The 20,836-nt window shown below is 60.1% G+C and carries 18 protein-coding genes; 7 read left to right on the top strand and 11 right to left on the bottom strand.

Annotation, left to right across the window (positions count from 1 at the left end):
• Nucleotides 1-18: 18 nt before the first annotated feature.
• From AC2I9W_RS11330 to AC2I9W_RS11295, 8 genes are all read right to left on the bottom strand, one after another.
• Nucleotides 19-1,746, bottom strand: a complete 1,728-nt coding sequence (locus tag AC2I9W_RS11330; protein WP_486410059.1) for an amino acid ABC transporter ATP-binding/permease protein — start codon at nucleotides 1,744-1,746, stop codon at nucleotides 19-21.
• On the bottom strand, nucleotides 1,743-3,473 hold the full coding sequence (cydD, locus tag AC2I9W_RS11325) for a thiol reductant ABC exporter subunit CydD (protein WP_486410058.1): 1,731 nt from the start codon (nucleotides 3,471-3,473) through the stop codon (nucleotides 1,743-1,745). The genes AC2I9W_RS11330 and cydD overlap by 4 nt, the downstream gene beginning before the upstream one ends.
• Nucleotides 3,474-3,730: 257 nt before the next feature.
• Complete coding sequence (locus AC2I9W_RS11320) at nucleotides 3,731-4,687, bottom strand: NAD(P)H-dependent flavin oxidoreductase (protein WP_486410057.1); 957 nt, start codon at nucleotides 4,685-4,687, stop codon at nucleotides 3,731-3,733.
• Nucleotides 4,688-4,935: 248 nt separating this feature from the next.
• The gene (locus tag AC2I9W_RS11315; protein WP_486410056.1) at nucleotides 4,936-6,066 is read right to left on the bottom strand and encodes an ABC transporter substrate-binding protein; all 1,131 of its coding nucleotides are present in this window, start codon (nucleotides 6,064-6,066) and stop codon (nucleotides 4,936-4,938) included.
• Between the two features lie 144 nt (nucleotides 6,067-6,210).
• Entirely contained in the window at nucleotides 6,211-7,143 is a 933-nt protein-coding gene (locus AC2I9W_RS11310; RefSeq protein ID WP_486410055.1) for an electron transfer flavoprotein subunit alpha/FixB family protein, read from the bottom strand.
• A gap of 154 nt (nucleotides 7,144-7,297) precedes the next feature.
• The gene (locus AC2I9W_RS11305; RefSeq protein WP_486410054.1) at nucleotides 7,298-8,047 is read right to left on the bottom strand and encodes an electron transfer flavoprotein subunit beta/FixA family protein; all 750 of its coding nucleotides are present in this window, start codon (nucleotides 8,045-8,047) and stop codon (nucleotides 7,298-7,300) included.
• Nucleotides 8,048-8,406: 359 nt separating this feature from the next.
• Entirely contained in the window at nucleotides 8,407-9,183 is a 777-nt protein-coding gene (locus tag AC2I9W_RS11300) for an enoyl-CoA hydratase (protein ID WP_486410053.1), read from the bottom strand.
• A 21-nt stretch (nucleotides 9,184-9,204) separates the two neighbouring features.
• Nucleotides 9,205-10,164, bottom strand: a complete 960-nt coding sequence (locus tag AC2I9W_RS11295; protein WP_486410052.1) for a histone deacetylase family protein — start codon at nucleotides 10,162-10,164, stop codon at nucleotides 9,205-9,207.
• A 36-nt stretch (nucleotides 10,165-10,200) separates the two neighbouring features.
• On the opposite strand from AC2I9W_RS11295, the gene AC2I9W_RS11290 reads away from it, so the two are divergent.
• The 5 genes from AC2I9W_RS11290 to AC2I9W_RS11270 all read left to right on the top strand — a co-directional run bounded on the left by AC2I9W_RS11290 (nucleotide 10,201) and on the right by AC2I9W_RS11270 (nucleotide 16,090).
• Nucleotides 10,201-11,121: an AAA family ATPase gene (locus AC2I9W_RS11290; protein ID WP_486410051.1), complete on the top strand. Its 921-nt coding sequence runs from the start codon at nucleotides 10,201-10,203 to the stop codon at nucleotides 11,119-11,121.
• Nucleotides 11,122-11,241: 120 nt separating this feature from the next.
• On the top strand, nucleotides 11,242-12,213 hold the full coding sequence (locus AC2I9W_RS11285) for a DUF58 domain-containing protein (RefSeq protein ID WP_486410122.1): 972 nt from the start codon (nucleotides 11,242-11,244) through the stop codon (nucleotides 12,211-12,213).
• On the top strand, nucleotides 12,210-14,336 hold the full coding sequence (locus tag AC2I9W_RS11280; protein WP_486410050.1) for a transglutaminase TgpA family protein: 2,127 nt from the start codon (nucleotides 12,210-12,212) through the stop codon (nucleotides 14,334-14,336). Before AC2I9W_RS11285 ends, AC2I9W_RS11280 begins: the two co-directional genes overlap by 4 nt.
• Entirely contained in the window at nucleotides 14,320-15,462 is a 1,143-nt protein-coding gene (mltB, locus tag AC2I9W_RS11275; RefSeq protein WP_486410049.1) for a lytic murein transglycosylase B, read from the top strand. Before AC2I9W_RS11280 ends, mltB begins: the two co-directional genes overlap by 17 nt.
• 244 nt (nucleotides 15,463-15,706) lie before the next feature.
• Entirely contained in the window at nucleotides 15,707-16,090 is a 384-nt protein-coding gene (locus AC2I9W_RS11270) for an Hsp20/alpha crystallin family protein (RefSeq protein WP_486410048.1), read from the top strand.
• 272 nt (nucleotides 16,091-16,362) lie between these two features.
• Here the strand turns inward: AC2I9W_RS11270 and tsaD are convergent, their stop codons facing one another.
• The 3 genes from tsaD to AC2I9W_RS11255 form a co-directional block, all read right to left on the bottom strand.
• Nucleotides 16,363-17,403, bottom strand: coding sequence for a tRNA (adenosine(37)-N6)-threonylcarbamoyltransferase complex transferase subunit TsaD (gene tsaD / locus AC2I9W_RS11265; RefSeq protein WP_486410047.1), 1,041 nt, complete (start codon nucleotides 17,401-17,403; stop codon nucleotides 16,363-16,365).
• Nucleotides 17,404-17,486: 83 nt separating this feature from the next.
• Nucleotides 17,487-17,945 (bottom strand): CBS domain-containing protein, encoded by a 459-nt coding sequence (locus AC2I9W_RS11260; protein WP_486410046.1) that lies wholly within the window; start codon nucleotides 17,943-17,945, stop codon nucleotides 17,487-17,489.
• Between the two features lie 157 nt (nucleotides 17,946-18,102).
• Nucleotides 18,103-18,813, bottom strand: a complete 711-nt coding sequence (locus tag AC2I9W_RS11255; protein ID WP_486410045.1) for a DUF937 domain-containing protein — start codon at nucleotides 18,811-18,813, stop codon at nucleotides 18,103-18,105.
• A 185-nt stretch (nucleotides 18,814-18,998) separates the two neighbouring features.
• Here AC2I9W_RS11255 and ybiB point away from each other — a divergent pair, with 185 nt between their 5' ends.
• The gene (gene ybiB / locus AC2I9W_RS11250) at nucleotides 18,999-20,003 is read left to right on the top strand and encodes a DNA-binding protein YbiB (RefSeq protein WP_486410044.1); all 1,005 of its coding nucleotides are present in this window, start codon (nucleotides 18,999-19,001) and stop codon (nucleotides 20,001-20,003) included.
• Nucleotides 20,004-20,012: 9 nt separating this feature from the next.
• Nucleotides 20,013-20,804: a uroporphyrinogen-III C-methyltransferase gene (gene cobA, locus AC2I9W_RS11245; protein WP_486410043.1), complete on the top strand. Its 792-nt coding sequence runs from the start codon at nucleotides 20,013-20,015 to the stop codon at nucleotides 20,802-20,804.
• Nucleotides 20,805-20,836 lie beyond the last annotated feature (32 nt).

Below are 20,836 nucleotides of genomic sequence, written 5' to 3'. Positions count from 1 at the left end.
TCTCGGTACTTCAAAAAATCAATCGAAAAAACGGTTGGCTGACGACACCTGGGCACCTTGCCCATCGGGCCGCAGCCTGGAAATCAACTGCTCGAACTCGGGCGTATCACGTATCGCCTGCGCTATCACCTGCCCTGCCTGTAACTGCACGATGCGATCGGCCATACGCGCTTCTCGCTGCCAGTGCGTGGCAAAAATCACGGTCTTGCCGCCCACTTGCGCCACTTGCTGCAAGCGCTGCAACACATCTGCCGCCGTGGTCGCATCCAGCCCCTCACTGACTTCATCCAGCAGCCAGCAGGCATCCGGACTCAGCAGCAGCCGGGCCAGTGCCAGACGGCGTGACTGCCCGCCCGACAGGCCCAGCCCGCCCTCTCCCAGCATGGTGTCCAGCTCCTGTGGCAAGGCCATGACATCGGCACTCAGACCAGCCGCATCCAGCACCTGCCACAGCCTCTCGTCACCTGCCTGTGCATCGGCCAGCCTCAGGTTATCGCGCAAACTGTCCTGAAACAACTCTGTTCTTTGCGTCATCCAGCTGCTGCGGCATGCATGCACAAGGCCAGCCTCCGCCTGCAACTCACCCGCAATCAAATGCAGCAGCGTGCTCTTGCCTGCGCCGCTGCTGCCAATCAGTGCCACGCGCTCACCTTTGCGCACATCCAGCGTGAACGGCCCTTGTTGGCGCAGTCGTACCCCATTCAGGCTGACAGCCAGCTCAGGCTTCTGCGGCTGCGCCAGACTTTGCTCCAATGACTCTTGAGAGGCCAGCGCGGGTGCCAAGCGGCGCGCCGCCAGCCAGGTGCGCCCGGCCTGCTCCGCCCCACGGCGCAAGGCCGCAAAAGGCTCCATCGCCGACAAAGCCAGCAAAATCCCTAGCGCAGCGACTGGGGCATTGATATGACCTCGCTCCACCAGCCAAGCCATCAGCACCACAGACGCACTCAAAGTAATAGCAGACACCGCGCCGTATGCCTTGGTTGCAGCCGATTCTGAGCCGTAAAGCTGCTCATCAGCCTGCGCACCACGCGCATCGCTGTGCAGAACCTGCTCAACCTGGGCCTGCAAACGCCCGGCCATCAGCAAATCCACCTGCCCAGCGACCAAGTCCACCGTCTGTGAGCGCATGGACTCCAGCGCCATTGCACGGCGTATCGCCGCCTTACGGCTGCGCAGGCCATGCCACAGCGCAATTCCCCATCCGGTCAAAATCAGCCACAGCAAGGCCAGCGCACCCAGCCACCAACGCATGAAGCCATAAGCCACAGCCAGCAGCAAAGCCGCGCCCAGCGCAGATACAGCGGGGACCAGCAGGCGCAGATAAAGATTGTCCAGCGCATCCACATCGGAAGTCAGACGCTGCAAAAGACGTGCCGGGCGCTGCAGTAAAGCGCGGGCAGCCTCTGGTCTGGCCCAGCTCAGAAACAGCTTCTGGCGCAAGGCGGCCAGAACCGCCAGCGTGGCATCGTGGGTCACCAGTCGCTCTGCATAACGTGCACCGGTACGTCCGACGGCCAGCAAACGAATGCCCGCAGAGGGCATAAAGACATCAAACACCAGCGCCGTCGCGGGCAGCAGCCCAGCCAGTGCTGTGGCGGTGATAAACCAGCCAGACAATCCCAGCAAAGCCATACCCATCAGCACGGTCAAGGCCGCCAGTGCCGCCCCGCCCAGCCAGAGCTTGCGGGGTGCCATCTGAGCAAGTAACTTCAGCATGGTGCGCACGGAGCTTTCTTGTTTTTTCATGCCTGTGCTCCTTGCTCAGGCTGCTCATCCAAGTCCTGCAAAGGCAACTCGATCACGCGATCCATGGCCTGTGCCAGCTGCGCATCATGGGTGGCCACCAGCATGGTGCGCCCCTTGGCCAATTGCCTCAAAGACTGTGCAATCTGCGCTGCGGTACCGGGGTCCAGATGCGCAGTAGGCTCATCCACCAGCAGCAGGCCGGCATCGGCTTGTGCAGCCATGCGCGCCAGTGCCAGTCGCACCACTTCACCGCCCGACAAGCCCACTCCGCCTTCACCCAGGCTCATGCCCGGGCGCTGCGCCAAGACATCTTCAAGCGCTGCTTGCTGTGTGACCTGCGCCAATTTCTCGGCACCCACTGACTTACGTCCCAAAGCGATGTTGCGGGCAACAGAACCGGCAAAAACGTGGGGCTGCTGGCCCAGCCATCCCATGCGCTGGCGCAGCTGAGCGGCATTGTGCTCATCCAGCAATTGCTGGTCAATTTCTATACGCCCTTGCTGCACGGGCAGCAGCCCTGCGATCTGAGCCAACAGCAAGGACTTGCCGCTGCCGCTGGGACTCCACAGAGCGACATGCTCTCCGGCCTGCACATGCAGACTCACAGGAACCAGGCGCGCTTCCGCGCCGGGAGCCTGAACCTCCAGATCAAAGATGGCAACCGACACTGGCTGTCCCGCTTGTGCAGTCAGCACCTCTTCTCCTGTCTGCGCACCAACAAGAGCCACGGACTGCTGCTGCATATCTTGCAAAGTCTGCAAAGCGGCCTCACCAGAGGCCTTGTCATGCCAGACAGCAGACAGATCGCGCAGCGGCTCAAAGAAAGCGGGCGCCAACAGCAACACAAACATGGCCTGCCCCAGGCTGAGCTTGTCACCCCAGGCGCCAAAGTTCAGCGTGCCCAGCAGATGAAAACCGATGTAGACGGCCACCATGGCCACGCCCAGTGCAGAGAAAAGCTCCAACACCGCAGACGATAAAAAGGCAATCCGCAGCACGCGCATGGTGCGGGTGCGCAGCCCTTCGGCATGATCGCGCAGGCGCTGGCCCGTCAGCTCGACTGCATGCAAAGCACGCAAGGTGCTAAGGCCACGCAGGCGGTCCAGCAAAAAGGCATTCATTTGCCCCAGTTGCAGCATCTGCTCTTCGCTGGCCGACTTGGCACGCCAGCCCACAATGGCCATGAACAAAGGAATCAGAGGCGCTGCCACTATCAAAATAAGAGCTGCCACCCAAGACTGCAAAAACACTGCAAGCACAATGACCAATGGAATCAGACGCACACGCCACATAGCGCTCTGATAGCGAGAAAGCCAGGGAACAATGGCCTCAGCCTGCTCTGCCACCGCACTGGCAGCCTGCCCTGATGGTGCACGCCGCTTATCCAGTGGCGAAGCCTGTGCCAAGGCCTTGAGCACCTGCGCTCTTAATTGGCTCAGCTGCGCACGCGCCGCGCGATTGGCCAACAAGCCCCCATGACCATCCACCCAGGCCTTGAGCAAGCCCAGGACCAACACAGCTGCCGCCATGGGCCAGATTGCGGCAACTCCTTGCCCCTCCGCCATGCGCTGTACAGCCCAGGCCAGCAAGGCCGCCTGTGGCAGCCAGATCAGGCCAGCCAACAACTGCCACACGGCTCCCGCGCCCGGACGGCGAACAGCATCAGCCACGGCTGAGTTACCAGCAGTAGCTTGAGTGGCGTTCACGATGGAAGATGCTTTTTTCATTTACCAATTTTCAGTAATTACTGAAATTAACAGAATAGTACCTGTCTTTTGATCATCATCATGACTCGAGAGGTAAAAGCCAATCGCAGGACTTGGCTCACATTGACCCGCATCAAATCTCTGTCAGGAAATCAAGGGTTAATACCAGGCCTCGTCGCTATTGAGCAACGTCAAGCCTGCAGAAAGTCGCTCTTTGCTCCATCAAAAACGGCGCCCCAAGGCGCCGTTGCACAGTTCAGGCCGGCGTTAGGTCGACCTTAGACCACCATCAGCCTAGACCTCGCCTGTGCATATTCATGTTTGAGTCGAGCCACCAGCTCCGCCGTGGATTGCACCTTGTCCACCGCACCAATGCCCTGGCCGCAGCCCCATATATCCTTCCAAGCTTTTTGCGCACCACCGCCAAAATTCATCTTGCTGGGATCGGATTCCGGCAAGTTATCGGGGTCCAGCCCTGCGGCACGAATCGACGGTGCCAAGTAGTTGCCATGCACGCCGGTAAACAGATTGCTGTAGATCACATCGTCGGAGTCACCATCGACAATGGCCTGCTTGTAAGCGTCCACGGCGCGTGCTTCGTCCGTGGCAATAAAGGCCGAGCCGATATAGGCGAAATCCGCCCCCATGGCTTGGGCTGCCAGAATCGAGCCACCTGTGGCAATCGCACCAGACAGAGCCAGTGGGCCATCAAACCACTGGCGAATTTCCTGCACCAGTGCAAACGGGCTCTTTACACCCGCATGGCCTCCCGCTCCAGCTGCGACGGCAATCAGACCATCAGCCCCTTTTTCAATCGCTTTGCGCGCAAACTTGTTGTTGATGATGTCGTGCAGCACCACCCCGCCCCAGCTGCGAACGGCCTGGTTCACGTCCTCGCGCGCCCCCAGCGAAGTGATAACGATGGGCACTTTGTACTTGGCGCAGACCTGCATATCGTGCTCCAGCCGGTCATTGCTCTTGTGAACGATCTGGTTGATGGCAAACGGAGCCGAAGGCTGATCAGGATGGGCTTTGTCCCAGGCGGCCAAAGTCTCGGTGATCTCGGCCAGCCAGTCCTCCAGCTGCTCTGCCGGCCGGGCGTTCAATGACGGCATGGATCCCACAATGCCCGCCTTGCACTGCTCTATGACCAGCTTGGGATTGCTGATGATGAACAGCGGTGAGCCGATGACGGGCAAAGCCAGGCCTTGAAGGGCTTTAGGCAGTTTTGACATTTCAGGTCTCCTTCTTCGTTTTATCTATAAAAAATGGCCCCAGCCCTTACTGCAATTGCGCAAGCAGCTCTTATTTCAGAAGCATCCAAAACTTGCAGCCAAGCACAAAAGCCTCCAGTTTTACCGTTTCGCCTATAAATTCCATGTCCCATGGGCAACAGTTTTGAAGTCCGGCATCGCCCTCATGCGGCGCATAGTCTCCGGATACAAAAAAGGCCTGAACACAAAGTGCGTCAGGCCTTGGCTGCTTACTGTGTCACACGCCCTGCAGCGTTGACGATGGACAAGTCCACATATTTGGACCCCACCTGCCCGGGCTTGAAGTTCACCCAATATCCCCCAAGGTCATAAGACTCCAGCCCACGCAAGGCCCCGCTCACCTTTTCCGGCGTCACCGGCTGGCTGCGGCGCATGGCCTCTACAATGACTTTGGCATTCACATAGCCTTCCATCATGGCAAAGCTCACAGGCACTTGCAGCGTCTTTCCTGCGGCAAGCGTCGCATCACGAAACTCCTTGTTGAGCTTGCCTGAGACTTTGTAAGGACTGGGAACGACCTGGGCGATGGACAGGCCACTCATGTACTCCACCGGCAGGCGCTTGGCCAGTTGCTCGATGTCGGCTTCTGCCGTGGCATAGACCTGCGCATTCCCCCCATCCATGCGATAAGCCTCGACAAACGCAGCCGTCGCAGGACTGGAGGCCACCAACAAAATGGCCTGGGGCGAAGCCTTTGAGGCCTGTAAATCCAGCACCGCCTGGTCCGATCCGCTCTTGCCCTTCATCATCGCCGTCGCCATCAGCTTGGCTCCACTGGGCTGAATGGCCTGAGTCACCAGCGTGCTCAGCTCCTGCGCGTCGGGGCGTTCTTCAAACACCAGTGCCAGACGCGTAATGCCCACCGTTGCCAGATGGGTGGAAATTTTTGCCACCTGCTCGGCCAAGCCTGCACGCGTGGAAAACATCAGAGGCGACGCCAGTACACGGGTATCCGTACTCTGATAGCCCACCAGTGGAATTTGCGTGCCGTCCAGTGTCTTGCTTTCGAGCAAGGCCGAGAGATTGCGGTTACCGAAATAGCCCGCCAGCACGACAGGTTTGGACTCCGTCAACAGCTTTCGGGTCTTGGCAACGGTCTCGTCCGGGTGGCCGACGTCATCCAGCACCACCAGCTCCACAGGCTGCCCTTGCACGCCACCGGCCTTGTTGACCTGATCAAAATACAGACGCATGCCTTGCGCATAAGCACGCCCCTGACTGGCCTCCGCCCCCGACATGGGAGCAACCTGCCCAACAGTCCAGGCCTGAGCCACCAAAGCAGCCCCGGCACACAGTGCGGCCAAACCGGCACGCGCCAACACCCAATGCTTGCGATTCATCCCGAGTCTCCCTCTCCATCAATACCCTGAGCGCTACAAGTGCTCATGTCGTTGCGGAATTATTGTTGATGCCCTAGCCAGAGCGAGCCTAGCGCCCATGGAAAAAGAGGGGCTAGTAGCCCCTCTTTTGATTTACGCCAATGTTTACAGCGCGTTGACCAGCTCAGGCACTGCCGTGAACAGGTCTGCTTCCAGGCCGTAATCGGCCACCGAGAAGATCGGTGCTTCAGGATCCTTGTTGATCGCCACGATCACCTTGGAGTCCTTCATGCCGGCCAGGTGCTGGATAGCGCCCGAGATACCGGCTGCGATGTACAGCTGAGGCGCCACAATCTTGCCGGTCTGACCCACTTGCAGGTCATTGGGCGCGTAGCCCGCGTCCACCGCAGCGCGCGAGGCACCGATGGCAGCGCCCAGCTTGTCGGCCAGAGGGCTCATCACTTCGGTGAACTTCTCGGCCGAACCCAGTGCGCGACCACCGGAGACGATGATCTTGGCGGCGGTGAGCTCGGGACGCTCGCTCTTGGTCACTTCGCGGCCCACAAAAGTGCTCTTGCCGCAGTCAGCCACCGCAGCAACGGTTTCGACAGCAGCGGAGCCACCGGTGGCTGCTGCGGCATCGAAACCAGTCGTACGCACGGTGATGACCTTGACGGCATCGGCAGACTGCACGGTGGCAATGGCGTTGCCGGCATAGATGGGGCGCTCGAAGGTGTCAGCGGAGTCCACCTTGGTGATGTCGCTGATCTGCGCCACGTCCAGCTTGGCGGCCACGCGAGGAGCCACGTTCTTGCCGAAGGCGGTCGAGGGAAACAGGATATGGCTGTAGTTGCCAGCGATGGCCAACACTTGCGCGGCCACGTTTTCGGCCAGGCCGTCCTTCAGGCTTGCGCCGTCAGCGTGGATGACCTTGGAGACACCCGCGATCTGGGCTGCAGCAGCGGCAGCAGCGCCAGCGCCTTCACCGGCCACCAGCACGTGCACATCACCACCGCAGGCAGCGGCAGCCGTCACGGTGTTCAGGGTCGCCGTCTTGATCGAAGCGTTGTCGTGTTCTGCGATTACGAGAGAAGTCATTTCAACTCCAAAATTCTTTACGTTCTTGCGTAGTTCGAGAGAGTTATCAGCCCTGCGCTACAGCGCTGCCTCAACAAGGACGGCCAGCAAGGGCCGCCCCGCAGCCAAGGCCGTCGTCCCCCTTGGGGGATGGCGCCGCAGGCGACTCAGGGGATTAGATAACCTTCGCTTCGTTCTTGAGCTTGTCGACCAGAGCGGCCACATCGGCCACCTTGACGCCGGCACCGCGCTTGGCGGGCTCGGAGACCTTCACGGTCTTGAGGCGAGGCGTGACGTCCACACCCAGATCTTCGGGCTTGAAGGTGTCCAGCTGCTTCTTCTTGGCCTTCATGATGTTGGGCAAGGTGACGTAGCGGGGCTCGTTCAGGCGCAGGTCGGTGGTAATGACTGCAGGTGTATTCAGGGCCACGGTCTCCAGGCCGCCGTCCACTTCACGCGTCACATTGACCTTATCGCCGGCCACTTCCACCTTGGACGCGAAAGTGGCCTGGGGCAGGTCGGCCAGAGCCGCCAGCATCTGGCCGGTCTGGTTGGCATCGTCATCAATAGCCTGCTTGCCGCAGATCACGAGACCGGGTTGTTCCTTGTCCACCAAAGCCTTGAGCAGCTTGGCCACAGCCAGAGGCTGCAGTTCGACGTCTGTTTCGACCAGGATGCCACGATCAGCACCGATGGCCATGGCGGTGCGCAGGGTTTCCTGGCACTGAGCGACTCCGCAGGAGACGGCGATGACTTCCGTCACCACGCCTTTTTCTTTGAGGCGCACGGCTTCTTCGACGGCGATTTCGTCAAAGGGGTTCATGCTCATCTTGACGTTGGCGATGTCTACACCCGTGCCGTCCGACTTGACGCGGACTTTCACGTTGTAGTCCACCACGCGCTTGACAGGGACCAATACCTTCATTGCTGCGGCTCCTTAATGATTACTGCATTGACGTTTACGTAAACTGAATTCATTTTATGCGGCACTGCAACACTCTCCGCACAATATTCCAGACAATCTTGCCGGAGATGTGTGGCTCAGCCTTGTCAGGCGACATGGCATAAAAAAGAACGATCGTTCAATTCTATGCATAACTGCTATCAAGGGATGACTTCTCCACGGCTCAACCCAGGGTAAAACCTAGGTCAGACTTGCAGAAACATCTATCTCGAACTGGCAGTCAGCCCACACGGTATCACCGCCTGCCAGGCGTCACGTCGTTCAAATGGACGGGCTGACCTTTGCCTTCATCAGATGCCCCGCACGCTTTGCGCGAATTTTCAGCGCCATTGCGGCTTGCGTTTTTGCGCAAAAGCCTGAGCGCCTTCTTGTGCATCGGCATCCAGCATATTGGTGGCCATGGTCTGGCCCGCCAGCTGATAAGCCGATTCCAGGCCCATTTCTCGCTGGCGATAAACCAGTTCCTTACCCATCTTGATGGCCACACGGGGCTTGCTCACAATGGCTGCCACCAACTCCTCCACGGCCGCATCCAGCTGCTCAGGCTCAGCCACACGATTGAGCAAGCCATAGTGCAGCGCCGTCTGCGCGTCGATGAACTCTCCTGTCAGCAACATCTCCATGGATTGCTTTATGGGCATGTTGCGCACCAACGGAACGCTGGGCGTGGAGCAGAACAAACCATATTGAATGCCGCTGGTGGCAAAGCGCGCCTCGCTGCTGGCTACGGCCAGATCACACTGCGCCACCAGTTGACAGCCCGCAGCCGTCGCAATGCCCTGAACCCTTGCAATGACTGGCACAGGCAGCTTCTGAAGCGATAGCATCATGCGGCTGCACTGAGCAAACAACTGCTGGTAATAGGCCAGCTCTGTATGGGCTGCCATGTCCTTGAGATTGTGGCCCGCACAAAAGGCCTTGCCCTCGGCAGCCAGCACCACGACACGGGCCTGCTCATCTTTCGCCACCGTATCCAGCGCCGCTTGCAAGGCTGCAAGCATTTCAGCGCTCAAGGCATTGAAGCGCTGCGGGTCCGTCAGCGTAATACGCACCACGCCACGCTCGTCCAGATTGCTTTGCACTAACGGTTCGCTCATCACTGTCACCCTGCTTTCAGACTAGATATCGGCCAACACACGCAGATGCGCCTCCACGCTGCGCGCCAGCGGCTCCATCACATAGCCGCCTTCAAGACAGGAGACAATGCGCCCTTGGGAAAAACGCCGCGCAATATCCTTGATGCGTGTCGTGATCCAGGCAAAGTCGTTTTCCGTCATTCCCAGCTGGCCCATATCGTCTTCGCGGTGTGCATCAAAGCCGGCACTGATGAAGATCATCTCGGGCTTGAAAGACTCAAGCCGAGGAACCCACATCATCTCGACAATCTCGCGGATATCCATGCCCTTGGTGTAGGCCGCCACGGGCACGTTGAGCATATTGGGGGCTGGTTCCTTGTCACCGCTGAACGGGTAGAAAGGATGCTGAAAGATGCCGCACATCAGCACACGCTCATCTCCCGCCAAGATATCTTCCGTGCCATTGCCGTGATGCACATCAAAGTCGATCACTGCCACGCGCTTGAGCTGATGGCGCTCCAGCGCATACTTGGCGGCAATGGCCACGTTGTTGAAAAAGCAAAAGCCCATGGCCTGGTTGCGTGTGGCATGGTGGCCCGGCGGGCGAACGGCGCAAAAGGCGTTCTCCAGCTCTCCGGCCAGAACGGCATCGGTTGCCGCCATCGCGGCCCCGGCAGAGCGCAGAGCCGCTTTCAAGGTATGGCGATTGATGGAGGTGTCCGTATCCATCTGCCGGTACTCGGGGCCGCCTGCAACCTGTTCCTGCTCCAGTCGGTCGGTCAACCCTCGCAGCGCCGCCACATACATAGGGTCATGGGCGAGTTCGACCTCATCCAGTGAAGCCTCAGGAACCTCGCAGCGCTCCAATGCATCGCCCACCCCAGTTATCAGTAGCCGGTCCTCAATCGCATCGAGCCGCGCCGGGCACTCTGGATGGCCCGGCCCCATCTCATGCAACCAGCAATCCCGGTGGGTGAAATAACCTGTCTTGCCCACAGCCATGTCTCCGCTATCGCTTATTTAGGATATGTTTCTGCCATGCATGCACAGAACACAATTAATGCGCTTTTGAATCAGCTTAACACGGTGATGGAGGGCAAGCCGGATCAGGTCAGAGACGGAGTGGCCTGCTTGATTGCGGGCGGTCACTTGCTGATTGAGGACGTGCCTGGTGTGGGCAAGACCACGCTGGCCCATGCGCTGGCCCGCAGTTTTGGTCTGCAGTTCTCACGCGTGCAGTTCACCGCCGACCTCATGCCCAGCGACCTCACCGGCGTGTCCATCTACGACCGCGGCCAAGAGGCTTTTGTATTCCACCCCGGGCCGGTATTTGCCCAGGTTCTGCTGGCGGACGAGATCAACCGCGCCAGCCCCAAGACCCAGAGTGCGCTGCTCGAAGCCATGGAGGAGCGACAGGTCACCACCGAGGGAAAGACCCACAGCCTGCCTGCCCCCTTCTTTGTGATTGCCACACAGAACCCGCTGGAGCAACTGGGCACCTTTGCGCTGCCCGAGAGCCAGCTGGACCGCTTTTTGATGCGCATCAGCCTGGGCTACCCCTCGCGCGAAGCAGAGCGCAAGCTGCTCGCAGGCAATGGCCGCCGCGCAGCGGCCGATGCGCTGCTGCCCGTCATCTCACAGCAAGAATTACAGCAGCTGCAGGATGCGGCTTTGGCGGTGCACGCCAGCGATGCCCTGCTCAACTACGTGCAGGACCTGATTGCCGCTACACGCAACGGCCAGTGGTTTGTGCAAGGCCTGTCTCCCCGCGCCGGCATCGCGCTGCTGCGTGCCGCCAAGACGATTGCGCTGATGGAAGGGCGTGACTATGTGGCCCCCGATGACGTGCAGGCCATATTGCCGCAAGTGATGGCTCACCGGCTTGTACCTGTGGGCCAAGCCGGGCGCGGTGCCGTAGAGCAGGTGCGCGCCATGATGCAGGCCATCCCTTTGCCTTGAGCCCAGGACTAGTAAGCATACAAAACCAATAGCACACAGCCCTTACCAATAAAGGGCTACAAGCCGAAATCATTCAAAATTTTGCCAACACTGCCACTACGCTCCAAAGTCCGCGACTGGATGCTCTCGCGCCTGCCGCGCCGCGATCAGCTCACGCTGACCCAGGGCAATGTCTACATACTGCCCTCGCGTGCTGGCTGGGCCATGCTAGCTACATTGCTCGTGCTGCTGATTGCGGCTATCAATTACCAGCTCAACCTCGGCTATCTGCTCACTTTTTTACTGGCTGGCAGTGCTGCGGCCAGCATGATCGTGGGCCATGGCAATCTGCGCGGCCTGCAGATCGGTCTTGTCAAAGCGGGTGCACAGCATGCAAGCTCCAGCGGCTGCTTTGCCCATGCCCCCTGCCCTCTGCATATCAGCCTGCACAATGCCCGCCGCTCACGCCGCTGGGGCATAGGCCTGACATTGCAGCAGCCCCGGAACAATGCCAAGCACGCAGATGTCTGGACCTGGGTCGATGTATCCGAGCAAGGCAGCACCACTGTGGAGCTGAGCTTTGTGCCCACACAACGCGGCCAGCAAGAGCTGCCCGTGATCTCCATCCTCACGCGCTATCCGCTGGGTGCTTTTCGCGTCTGGGCCTTGTGGCGCCCGGCAACCAAAGTCTGGGTCTATCCTGCCCCCGAGCCCCATGCGCCCCCGCTACCTGCCGCCAGCCCCGAAGCGGGTGGCCATAGCAGCGCTCAAGTGCGCAGTGGCGAAGAGTTTGATGGCGTACGCGCCTATCAAACAGGCGACCCGCTCAAGCTTGTGATCTGGAAAAAAGCAGCCCAAGCCTTTGCAGCAGGCAGCCACCAGCTCGTCAGCCGTGACCGCCCCACGGCTTTTCACCACCGCCTCTGGCTTGATGCGCGCCATACCGGCCTGGCAGATCATGAGGCCCGTCTTTCCCGCCTCACCGCCTGGGTACTGATGGCGCAGCAACAGGGCCGCACCTGGGGCCTGCGCCTGCCAAACGGCCAGGAAATTGCCCCGGCCAACGGTGCACCGCATGTCACACGCTGTCTGGAGGCCTTGGCCGCATCATGAGCAGCACCACCACATCTACGCCTGCCCCCAGCGGGTTCAAGTCACTGGACGCCCTGCCCCGCGATGCGCGGGACACCTTGTTCCTACTGGCCGTCATTGCCTGGATCATGCTGCCGCAGGTGCAACACACCCCCTGGTGGTGCAGTACCTTTGTCGCCATTCTTTTACTCTGGCGCGGACGTCTTGCACTGTCCGGCGCGGCATTGCCCAGCCGCTGGGTTCTGGCCGGTGCGCTGGCTGTTGCGATTGGCGCGACCTGGGCCAGTCACAAAACCATTGTGGGCCGCGACGCGGGCGTGACCTTGGTGGTCATGCTGCTGGCCCTCAAGACACTGGAGCTACGCGCCCGGCGCGATGCCATGGTGGTGTTTTTTCTGGGCTTTTTCGTACTGCTCAGCAACTTCTTCTATTCACAATCGCTGCCCACGGCAGCAGCCATGGTGCTGGGGCTGATGGGCCTGCTCACGGCTTTGGTTAATGCACACATGACGGCTGGCAAGCCACCTTTGAGGCAAGCGCTGCGCACTGCGGCCAAGCTGGCACTCTGGGGTGTGCCTGTCATGGTGGCCTTGTTTCTCTTTTTCCCTCGCATGGCTCCGCTGTGGGGCGTGCCTGCCGACGATATGGCGGGGCGATCAGGCCTGTCCGAAAACATGCGCGTGGGCGAAGTCGCCTCACTGGCCATGGACGATAGCGTCGCCCTGCGCATCCGCTTTGATACGCCCGGCGGCAAAGAGCCACCCGCCAGCCAGCTGTATTTTCGCGGCCCGGTGCTCAGCCATTTCGACGGGCGCAACTGGCAGGCCGACCCTACGCTGGATGCTCTGACCCTGCCGCAGTTGCGCGTGAGCGGTGAGCCCATTCGCTACCAGATGCTGATCGAGCCCAGCAAGCGCCGCTGGCTGACGCTGCTCGATGCCGTCAAGACAGAGCCGCAAATTCCTCCCGGCGCGTCGGTAGGCCGCCTGCGCATGACGTCCAGCCTGCAGTGGCTGAGCTGGCGCCCCATCACCGATGTTTTGCGCGTCGATGCGCAAAGCCATACAGAGTTCAGCCACGGCCCTTTGCAGGCCACGCCCGACCTCAAACGCTATCTGCAACTACCAACAGGCAGCAACCCGCGCACACAAGCGCTGGGTGAGCAATTGCTGGCCGAATTGCGCAGCCCGCCCCATACCGACATCAACACGCACGACCTGATCGCCGCCGCCTTGCTGCGCCTGAAAAGCGGCGGCTACACCTACACGCTGGAGCCTGGCGTGGTGAACAGCACTCACACCGCAGACGACTTCTGGTTTGACAGCAAACAAGGTTTTTGCGAGCACATCGCCTCGGCTTTCGCCGTTCTCATGCGCGGCATGGGCGTGCCCGCCCGCATTGTTACCGGCTACCAGGGCGGCGACCGCAATAGCGTGGACAACTACTGGACCGTGCGCAACAGCGACGCCCATGCCTGGACAGAAATCTGGATCGCCGATCAGGGCTGGGTCCGCATTGACCCCACAGGAGCGGTCTCTCCCGGCCGGGTCGGTCAGTTCCAGCGCCTGAGCGCCCCCGCCGGTGCCTTTGCCAGCGCTGTTGGCAATTTCATGAGCCCCAGCACGCTGCAACAACTGCGGGCCGTATGGGAGGCCGTCAACAACCGCTGGAACCAGTGGGTCATCAACTACACACAAAGCCGCCAGCTCAATCTGCTGCAAAGCCTGGGCTTTGAATCACCCAGCTGGACCGATTTGCTGCGCCTGCTGGGCGTCAGTCTGAGTGCACTGGCCCTGCTCTGGCTGGTCTGGGCCCGTGTCACACGCCCGCAGCGCGATGGCTGGAATCAGCTCATGCACAGTGCCCGACAATATTTGCAGCGCACAGGCATTGAAAGCAGCGCCAGCCAGTCCCCACGCAGCCTCGCTCATAGCGTGCAAAAGCGCTGGAGCCAAGATTGCACCCCACAGGCCTCGGCCTTATCCGACTGGCTGCTGGACATGGAGCGGCTACGCTACGCCCCATCGAACAGCCAAGAAAGCCTGGAATTGAAAAAAATGCGCCAGCGCTGGCTTGCTCTCAAAAAGCAGCGCTGGCCTCTTGCCTCGTCTCAGAAAAATCAAAAACATGAGCATTCACTCTAAATACAGCAAGCACTTCAAGGCAAAAACACTGAGCACCCTGGCTCTGTGCCTGCTCACAGCCACCGCCATCGCCGCGCCTGCCAAAAAGACAGTCCGCAAGGCAGCACCGGCTGTAGCCGCCAGCACTGCCGCTGCCGCTGCCGTGGCCTACGCCAGCCGGGGCGATGCCATGCTGCTGGCCGACGATATTGCCGCGCGCCGTGACCTGCCCGCTGACTGGGTGCGTGCGCAGCTAGGTGAAGCCAAGAACCTGCCCGTGGTCACCCGCTTGATGACGCCCGCCGGCAAGACCTTTGTGAAGAACTGGACGGTGTACCGCAGCCGCTTTATCGACCCGGTGCGCATCCGCGCGGGTGTGCAGTTCTGGCAAGCCAACCGCCGTGCATTGGAGCGTGCCGAGCAGCAGTTCGGCGTGCCCGCCGAGATCATCGTCGGCATCATCGGCGTGGAAACTATCTACGGTCGCAACATGGGCAACTTCCGCGTGATGGATGCACTGGCCACGCTGGCGCTGGACTTTCCCCAATCCCACCCCCGCGCGCAAGCCCGCACCGATTACTTCCGCGGCGAACTGGAGCAGGTCTTGGTCACCGCCCACCGCACAGGCGCCGACCCATTTGCACTGCGCGGCAGCTATGCCGGGGCCATGGGCCTGGGCCAGTTCATGCCCACCAGCTGGGACAAGTTCGCCATCGACTTTGATGGCGACGGCCGCATCGACCTGTTCAACAGCGCCGCCGACGCCATAGGCTCGGTAGCCAACTACTTCATCGGCCACGGCTGGAAACCGGGCCTGCCCACGGCCTTCACGGTAGAGATGCGTGCCCAAGGCGAAAATCTGGCCACATTGCTGGCCCCCGATATCAACCCCACATTCACCGCAGCGCAAATGGCCGAGCACAATGTACGCGTGCTGGGCGGCGATCATTACGAGCGTCCGCTAGCCTTGATCGAACTGAAAAACGGCAGCTCCGGCCCCACCGAGTACATCGCCGGCACCGAGAACTTCTACGCCATCACGCGCTACAACTGGTCGGCTTTTTATGCGCTTTCGGTCATTGAACTGGGCCGTGAAGTGCACGATGCCTTTCTGGCCAGTCAAGCCGCACTTGCTGCCAGAAATTAAAGAAAAAGGGTCAGGGCGCTTATTGGGAAAGCGTCATCAGCTATGAATTCAATAGTCTTTAAAAAGCTTGGAGACCATGCGCCAGCTACTGCAAACGGCACGCAAAATAATGCCAATTACAGGTAATTCAAGGCATTAGCGCAAAATTTATTCTTTCCAAAAAACTCTTGAAATGCGCTTGCGGCTACCTACCTATGAACCAAGCGGCAACATTGCAAGCCGCACCGTTGATAGGAGTTAAACCATGATCTTCGCCCCTGTGATGAGCCGCAATGCATTTGTCTCCCCTCGCGCTGCCGATCTGACTTTGCAGCGTTTTCTGCAAGGCACCCTGGGTGCTGTAGCCCCTGTGCAGCAACAAGTTCAAGTTAAGCGCGACGACCAGGCCACCACTCTGAGCATTGACGTTCCCGGTCTGTCCCGCGAGCAGCTCAAGCTCTCCATCGAAGGCGCCCTCGTCAAGCTCGAAAGCGTCGAAGGTGCAGCCCGTCAGGTCAAGCGCGCCTGGGAGCTGGACCATGAAATTGATGCCGCAGCTAGCAAGGCCCACCTTGAGCATGGTGTGCTGACGCTGACACTGGCCAAGCTCGAACCCCAGAGCAAGGCCGTGACGCTGAGCATCGAGTAAGCGCCACCAAGCCATCCGTTTTTGTCGGTCTGCCCTACCCTTTCTTCCTTCTCCTCTTAGCAAAGGGCAGATCGACACCCCCCCCAAGCCCGCAGTGCGCAAGCATTGCGGGCTTTTATCAATAAAAAGAGCGCTTGGCGCTGGCCCTTCCTTGACTTCAGATACAAAACGACCTGAAGTGAAGTATTGACCAGCGCCAAGCGCTATTGTTTTGAGTTTGCTCTGGAGTCCCCGCTGCCTGAAAAGCGGCTCCAAGAGCTCTGGAGATGGCGTTATTTCAACGAGTCCAGCGGCCAGCGCGGCTTCACGTCAAACGCGTATTCATGCTGGGCCTGCTCACGCCCTGCCTGTATGCGCATGGCCGCGGCCATGGCAATCATGGCGCCGTTGTCGGTGCACAGATGCAGCTCGGGGTAGTGCACGCGAATCTTGTGCTTGGCACAAGCGGCATTGAGCTGCTCGCGCAGCAGTTTGTTCGCGCCCACGCCTCCGGCCACCACCACCCGCTTCATGCCGGTTTGCTTGAGCGCATTCATGGTCTTTTTGACCAGCACATCCACAATCGCGGCCTGCGTGCTGGCGGCCAGATCGGCCTTACGCGCCTCCAGCTCATCGCCCAGCTTTTTGGCCTGGGTCAGCACCGCCGTCTTGAGGCCGGCAAAGGAGAAGTCCAGATCGCCCGAATGCAGCAAGGGGCGCGGCAGCTTGAAGGCCTCGGCGTCACCGCCCTCGGCCAGTTTGGAGAGCACGGGACCGCCGGGATAAGGCAAGCCCATGAGTTTGGCGGACTTGTCAAACGCCTCACCCGCCGCATCGTCGATGGTTTCGCCGAGAATTTCGTATTCACCCACGCCATCAACCCGCATCAACTGGGTATGGCCGCCCGAGACCAGCAAGGCGATGAACGGAAACTCCGGTGGATCTTCGCTGAGAAAGGGCGAGAGCAAATGGCCTTCGAGGTGGTGCACGCCCAGCACGGGCTTGTCCAGCGCGGCCGCCATGGCGCAAGCTGCGCCAGAGCCGACCAGCAAAGCACCCGCAAGACCTGGGCCGCGGGTAAAGGCAACCACATCCACGTTGTCCAGCGTTTGCCCGGAATCGGCCAGCACTTTTTCCGTCAGCGGCAGCACACGGCGAATATGGTCGCGACTGGCCAGCTCAGGCACCACACCACCATAGGCGCGATGCATCTCGATCTGGCTGTGCAGCGCATGGCTCAGCAAGGTAGGCACGCCTTGGGCATCTGAAGTGCGCACCAGGGCCACACCAGTTTCATCGCAAGAGGATTCGATTCCGAGGATCAGCAAACTCATGGCCGCAAGTGTAGAACTTGCCGCCACCAAACGCAGAAAAGGCGGACATTAGCCCTGTCCGCCTTCACTATTCAATTGATAGCTTATAGCGCTTGATGGGCGCTGGGTGTACCGGAAATATAGTGCTCCAGCTGCTCAATGGTGAACTGCTGGGCCGAGATGATTTCCTTGACGATATCGCCAATGGAAATCAAGCCCTGAAGCTTCTGCGTTTCGTTGAGGACCGGCAAGTGACGCATGCGATTACTGGTCATCAGCGACATGCACTCCTCGCTAGTCTGGTGCGGCAGCACGCAGTGCACCTTGCGCGTCATGACTTCATCGACCCGGGTATTGGCAGAGCTGCGCCCTTGCAGCGCAATTTTGCGGGCATAGTCGCGCTCGGTCACGATGCCCGCAATCTCACCCGCTTCCAGCACCAGCAATGCGCCTATGCCTTTGTCCGCCATCAGCTGCAACGCCGCAAGCATGGTGTCGGAGGGAGAGACGCTGTAGATGGTGCTATTGCCTTTGGCGCGCAGAATGTCGGCGACGGTAGTCATCAGGTTCTCCTTTCTGGACTGGCCAGCCATGCAAAGTGCATGACGACATCTCCAGTGTGAGAAACATGCTGCATTGCGGCAATCAGGCTATGCCCGTAGACAAAAACAAAAAAGGCAGCTTGCGCTGCCTTGATGCCGTCACAACGGGCTAACGGACTTATCGCTTGCCGCCCAGCAAACCTGCGCCCAGCTTGAACAGATCGCCCGCATCCAGCTTGCCATCGCCGTTCTGGTCCAGCAAGCTGCCCAGAATGCCGCCAGCCATGCCACCTTGCGATTGAATCTGGCTACGCTCCTGGCCCAGAGCGTTACCCAGGTCATTGGCCCCCATGCCCTGCGCCTGTACGCGCTTGGCCAGGAAAGACATGACCAACGGAGCCAGCATGGCCAGCAACTGACCAGCATTGCTACCCAGTCCGGTGGCCTGACCCAGCTTGGATTCAGCCTGTTGCTGCTGGCCACCAAAGATATTGCCCAAAATGGCGCCCGCATCTAGCTGCGAGCCACCCGCTGCAGAGCCTGCGCCCAGCACCGAGCCCAGAATGCTGCCCAAGCCGCCTAGTCCCCCTGCTGCTCCGGCACCGGCACCCGCACCACTCGCACCACCGAGCAGGCCGCCCAGCAGTCCACCCAGATCCAGCGCACCATTGGCACTGCTGTGATCACGCTGCAGTGCGCCCAACAAGTCAGCTGCGCCTTGAGGCTGAGCCGCGTTCTGCCCCAGCGCACCAAACAGCATGGGCAGGGCCACGCCCACGGCCTGCTCCGCCTGCACAGAGTCAATCCCCAGCTGCTGGGCCAGACCTTGCAAGGGGGCGCCCTTCAGCTGGCCCATCAGTTCGTCTGTCAAAGATGCGTTAGTGCTCATGTCGATTACTCCTGAAAAACAGTGCACATGGTACGCGGATCAGGCTGAAGACAATGTGATCAATGGTCAGCATCTCACCAAGTTTTCCCATCCCTGCACCACCCCGGTCAGACTGATTCATTGCGATTTACATATAACCAAATCGTCTTATGAGATGAGTCTTTTATAACGACAATAAGCTCACCATGAGCATCAGCCACTACATCAAGGAAATCGGTCGCGGCACCAAGGGCGCGCGCTCTTTATCGCGTGCACAGGCTTGCGACTTGATGGGGCTGGTACTCGATGGCAAGGTCAGCGATCTGGAGCTGGGCGGCTTTTGCATTGCCATGCGCTTCAAGGGTGAAAGCGCCGAAGAACTGGCAGGCTTTCTCGATGCTACCCAGCAGCGCCTGCCGGCCTGGCCCCAAGCTGAACAAGCGCTGCCCGTCGTGGTCATCCCCAGCTATAACGGCGCACGCAAGCTGGCCAACCTCACGCCCTTGCTGGCTGGCCTGCTGGCACACCAAGGCCTGCCCGTTCTGGTGCACGGCAGCAACACTGATGACAAGCGCCTGGGTACTGCGGAGATTTGGCAGCAACTCGGCTGGTCAAGCCTTACCCAACCCACTGCGTTAAAGGCTGGCGACAAGGTCTGGATGGCAACCCGCCATCTGCTGCCACCTCTGGATCGTCTCTTGCAAGTGCGCCGCCAGATGGGGTTGCGCAACCCGGCACACACCATCGTCAAGCTGCTGGACCCTATTCATGGCACTGGCACCGCCCAATCCGGTCTGGTGCTGGCCAGCTATACCCATCCTGCTTATCTGCAGCCCATGGCCCAGACCCTGGCTTTGCGTGAAACCAGCGCCTTGCTGATGCGAGGAACAGAAGGCGAACCCGTCGCCGCCCCTCATCGCGAACCTGCCAGCATGGGCCTGATTGCCGGTGAAGTTTGCTTTGAGCGCTCCCCCATTCATAGCAGCCAGCTCAGTACTGGCCAAGAGAAAAGCATTGTTGAGCAAGATTTGAATGTTCTGCAAACAGCACAGCTCACGCTGGAAATTCTGAACGGCCAGCGGCCCATACCTGCGCCGATTGCACAGCAAGTCGCACAAATACAAGCCCTGCACCAAGCCATGAAGGCCAGCAAGGCTGGCGCAGCCACCCATCGCGCAGCGCTGCAAGCCTTTAACCGCAGCTCCGATTGAGACCCTGCCATGACAGCTCTTCCTCAGCCCTTTCCGCAACGCGGCTCTTGCACCCTGGTCGGCGCGGGCCCCGGTGACCCCGAACTACTGACTCTCAAAGCGGTCAAGGCGATTGCGGCGGCCAGCGTGCTGTTTGTGGATGACTTGGTCAGCGATGGCGTGATGAGCCATGCCAGCCCCTCTGCACGCATCGTCTACGTGGGCAAGCGCGGCGGTTGCAAAAGCACGCCTCAGGCTTTTATCGAAAAGCTGATGATTGCCGCCGTGCATGAGGGCGAGCATGTGGTGCGTCTCAAAGGCGGCGACCCCTTTATCTTTGGCCGTGGCGGTGAAGAAGTTGAGCATCTGCGCGAGGCAGGCATAGAGGTTGACGTCATCAACGGCATCACCTCAGGCCTTGCCGGTCTGACCAGCCTGGGCGCACCACTGACCCACCGCGATCGCGCCCATGGTGTGCTCTTCATGACCGGCCACGCCAAGCCCGGCGACAGCGGCCCGGACTGGCGCCTGATTGCCACCACCGCCCATGCCGCCAAATTGACACTGGTGATCTATATGGGCGTCAGCGGCGTGCAACGCATCCGCGACGAGTTGCTGACCGGCCTGCCCGGCAGCACACCTGTGGCCATTATTCAGCACGCGAGCTTGCCCCATCAGCGCCATGCGCTCACATTTTTGAAAGATTTACCGCAGTGCATTGCCGATGAAAAACTGGGCAGCCCCAGCATCATCGTCGTCGGCGACGTGGTGCAAGGCATTGCTGCATGGCAAGCCGAAGAAGCCCTGCGCCGGGTTGCCTAAAAAAACAGCCCCAGCAAAAAGCCGCATTTGCG

The organism is Comamonas sp. FUJ_7 (assembly GCF_057369555.1).
Note: the sequence above shows the minus strand (reverse complement) of the source record. Positions and strands in the feature narration are given on the sequence as shown.

Coding starts and splice junctions, on each gene's coding strand:
- cobA (WP_486410043.1), top strand. CDS start 20,013: ATGACAGCTCTTCCTCAGCCCTTTCCGCAACGCGGCTCTTGCACCCTG.
- ybiB (WP_486410044.1), top strand. CDS start 18,999: ATGAGCATCAGCCACTACATCAAGGAAATCGGTCGCGGCACCAAGGGC.
- AC2I9W_RS11255 (WP_486410045.1), bottom strand. CDS start 18,813: ATGAGCACTAACGCATCTTTGACAGACGAACTGATGGGCCAGCTGAAG.
- AC2I9W_RS11320 (WP_486410057.1), bottom strand. CDS start 4,687: ATGTCAAAACTGCCTAAAGCCCTTCAAGGCCTGGCTTTGCCCGTCATC.
- AC2I9W_RS11315 (WP_486410056.1), bottom strand. CDS start 6,066: ATGAATCGCAAGCATTGGGTGTTGGCGCGTGCCGGTTTGGCCGCACTG.
- AC2I9W_RS11330 (WP_486410059.1), bottom strand. CDS start 1,746: ATGAAAAAACAAGAAAGCTCCGTGCGCACCATGCTGAAGTTACTTGCT.
- AC2I9W_RS11270 (WP_486410048.1), top strand. CDS start 15,707: ATGATCTTCGCCCCTGTGATGAGCCGCAATGCATTTGTCTCCCCTCGC.
- AC2I9W_RS11285 (WP_486410122.1), top strand. CDS start 11,242: ATGCTCTCGCGCCTGCCGCGCCGCGATCAGCTCACGCTGACCCAGGGC.
- AC2I9W_RS11300 (WP_486410053.1), bottom strand. CDS start 9,183: ATGAGCGAACCGTTAGTGCAAAGCAATCTGGACGAGCGTGGCGTGGTG.
- cydD (WP_486410058.1), bottom strand. CDS start 3,473: ATGAAAAAAGCATCTTCCATCGTGAACGCCACTCAAGCTACTGCTGGT.
- AC2I9W_RS11305 (WP_486410054.1), bottom strand. CDS start 8,047: ATGAAGGTATTGGTCCCTGTCAAGCGCGTGGTGGACTACAACGTGAAA.
- AC2I9W_RS11290 (WP_486410051.1), top strand. CDS start 10,201: ATGCATGCACAGAACACAATTAATGCGCTTTTGAATCAGCTTAACACG.
- mltB (WP_486410049.1), top strand. CDS start 14,320: ATGAGCATTCACTCTAAATACAGCAAGCACTTCAAGGCAAAAACACTG.
- AC2I9W_RS11280 (WP_486410050.1), top strand. CDS start 12,210: ATGAGCAGCACCACCACATCTACGCCTGCCCCCAGCGGGTTCAAGTCA.
- AC2I9W_RS11295 (WP_486410052.1), bottom strand. CDS start 10,164: ATGGCTGTGGGCAAGACAGGTTATTTCACCCACCGGGATTGCTGGTTG.
- AC2I9W_RS11310 (WP_486410055.1), bottom strand. CDS start 7,143: ATGACTTCTCTCGTAATCGCAGAACACGACAACGCTTCGATCAAGACG.
- AC2I9W_RS11260 (WP_486410046.1), bottom strand. CDS start 17,945: ATGACTACCGTCGCCGACATTCTGCGCGCCAAAGGCAATAGCACCATC.
- tsaD (WP_486410047.1), bottom strand. CDS start 17,403: ATGAGTTTGCTGATCCTCGGAATCGAATCCTCTTGCGATGAAACTGGT.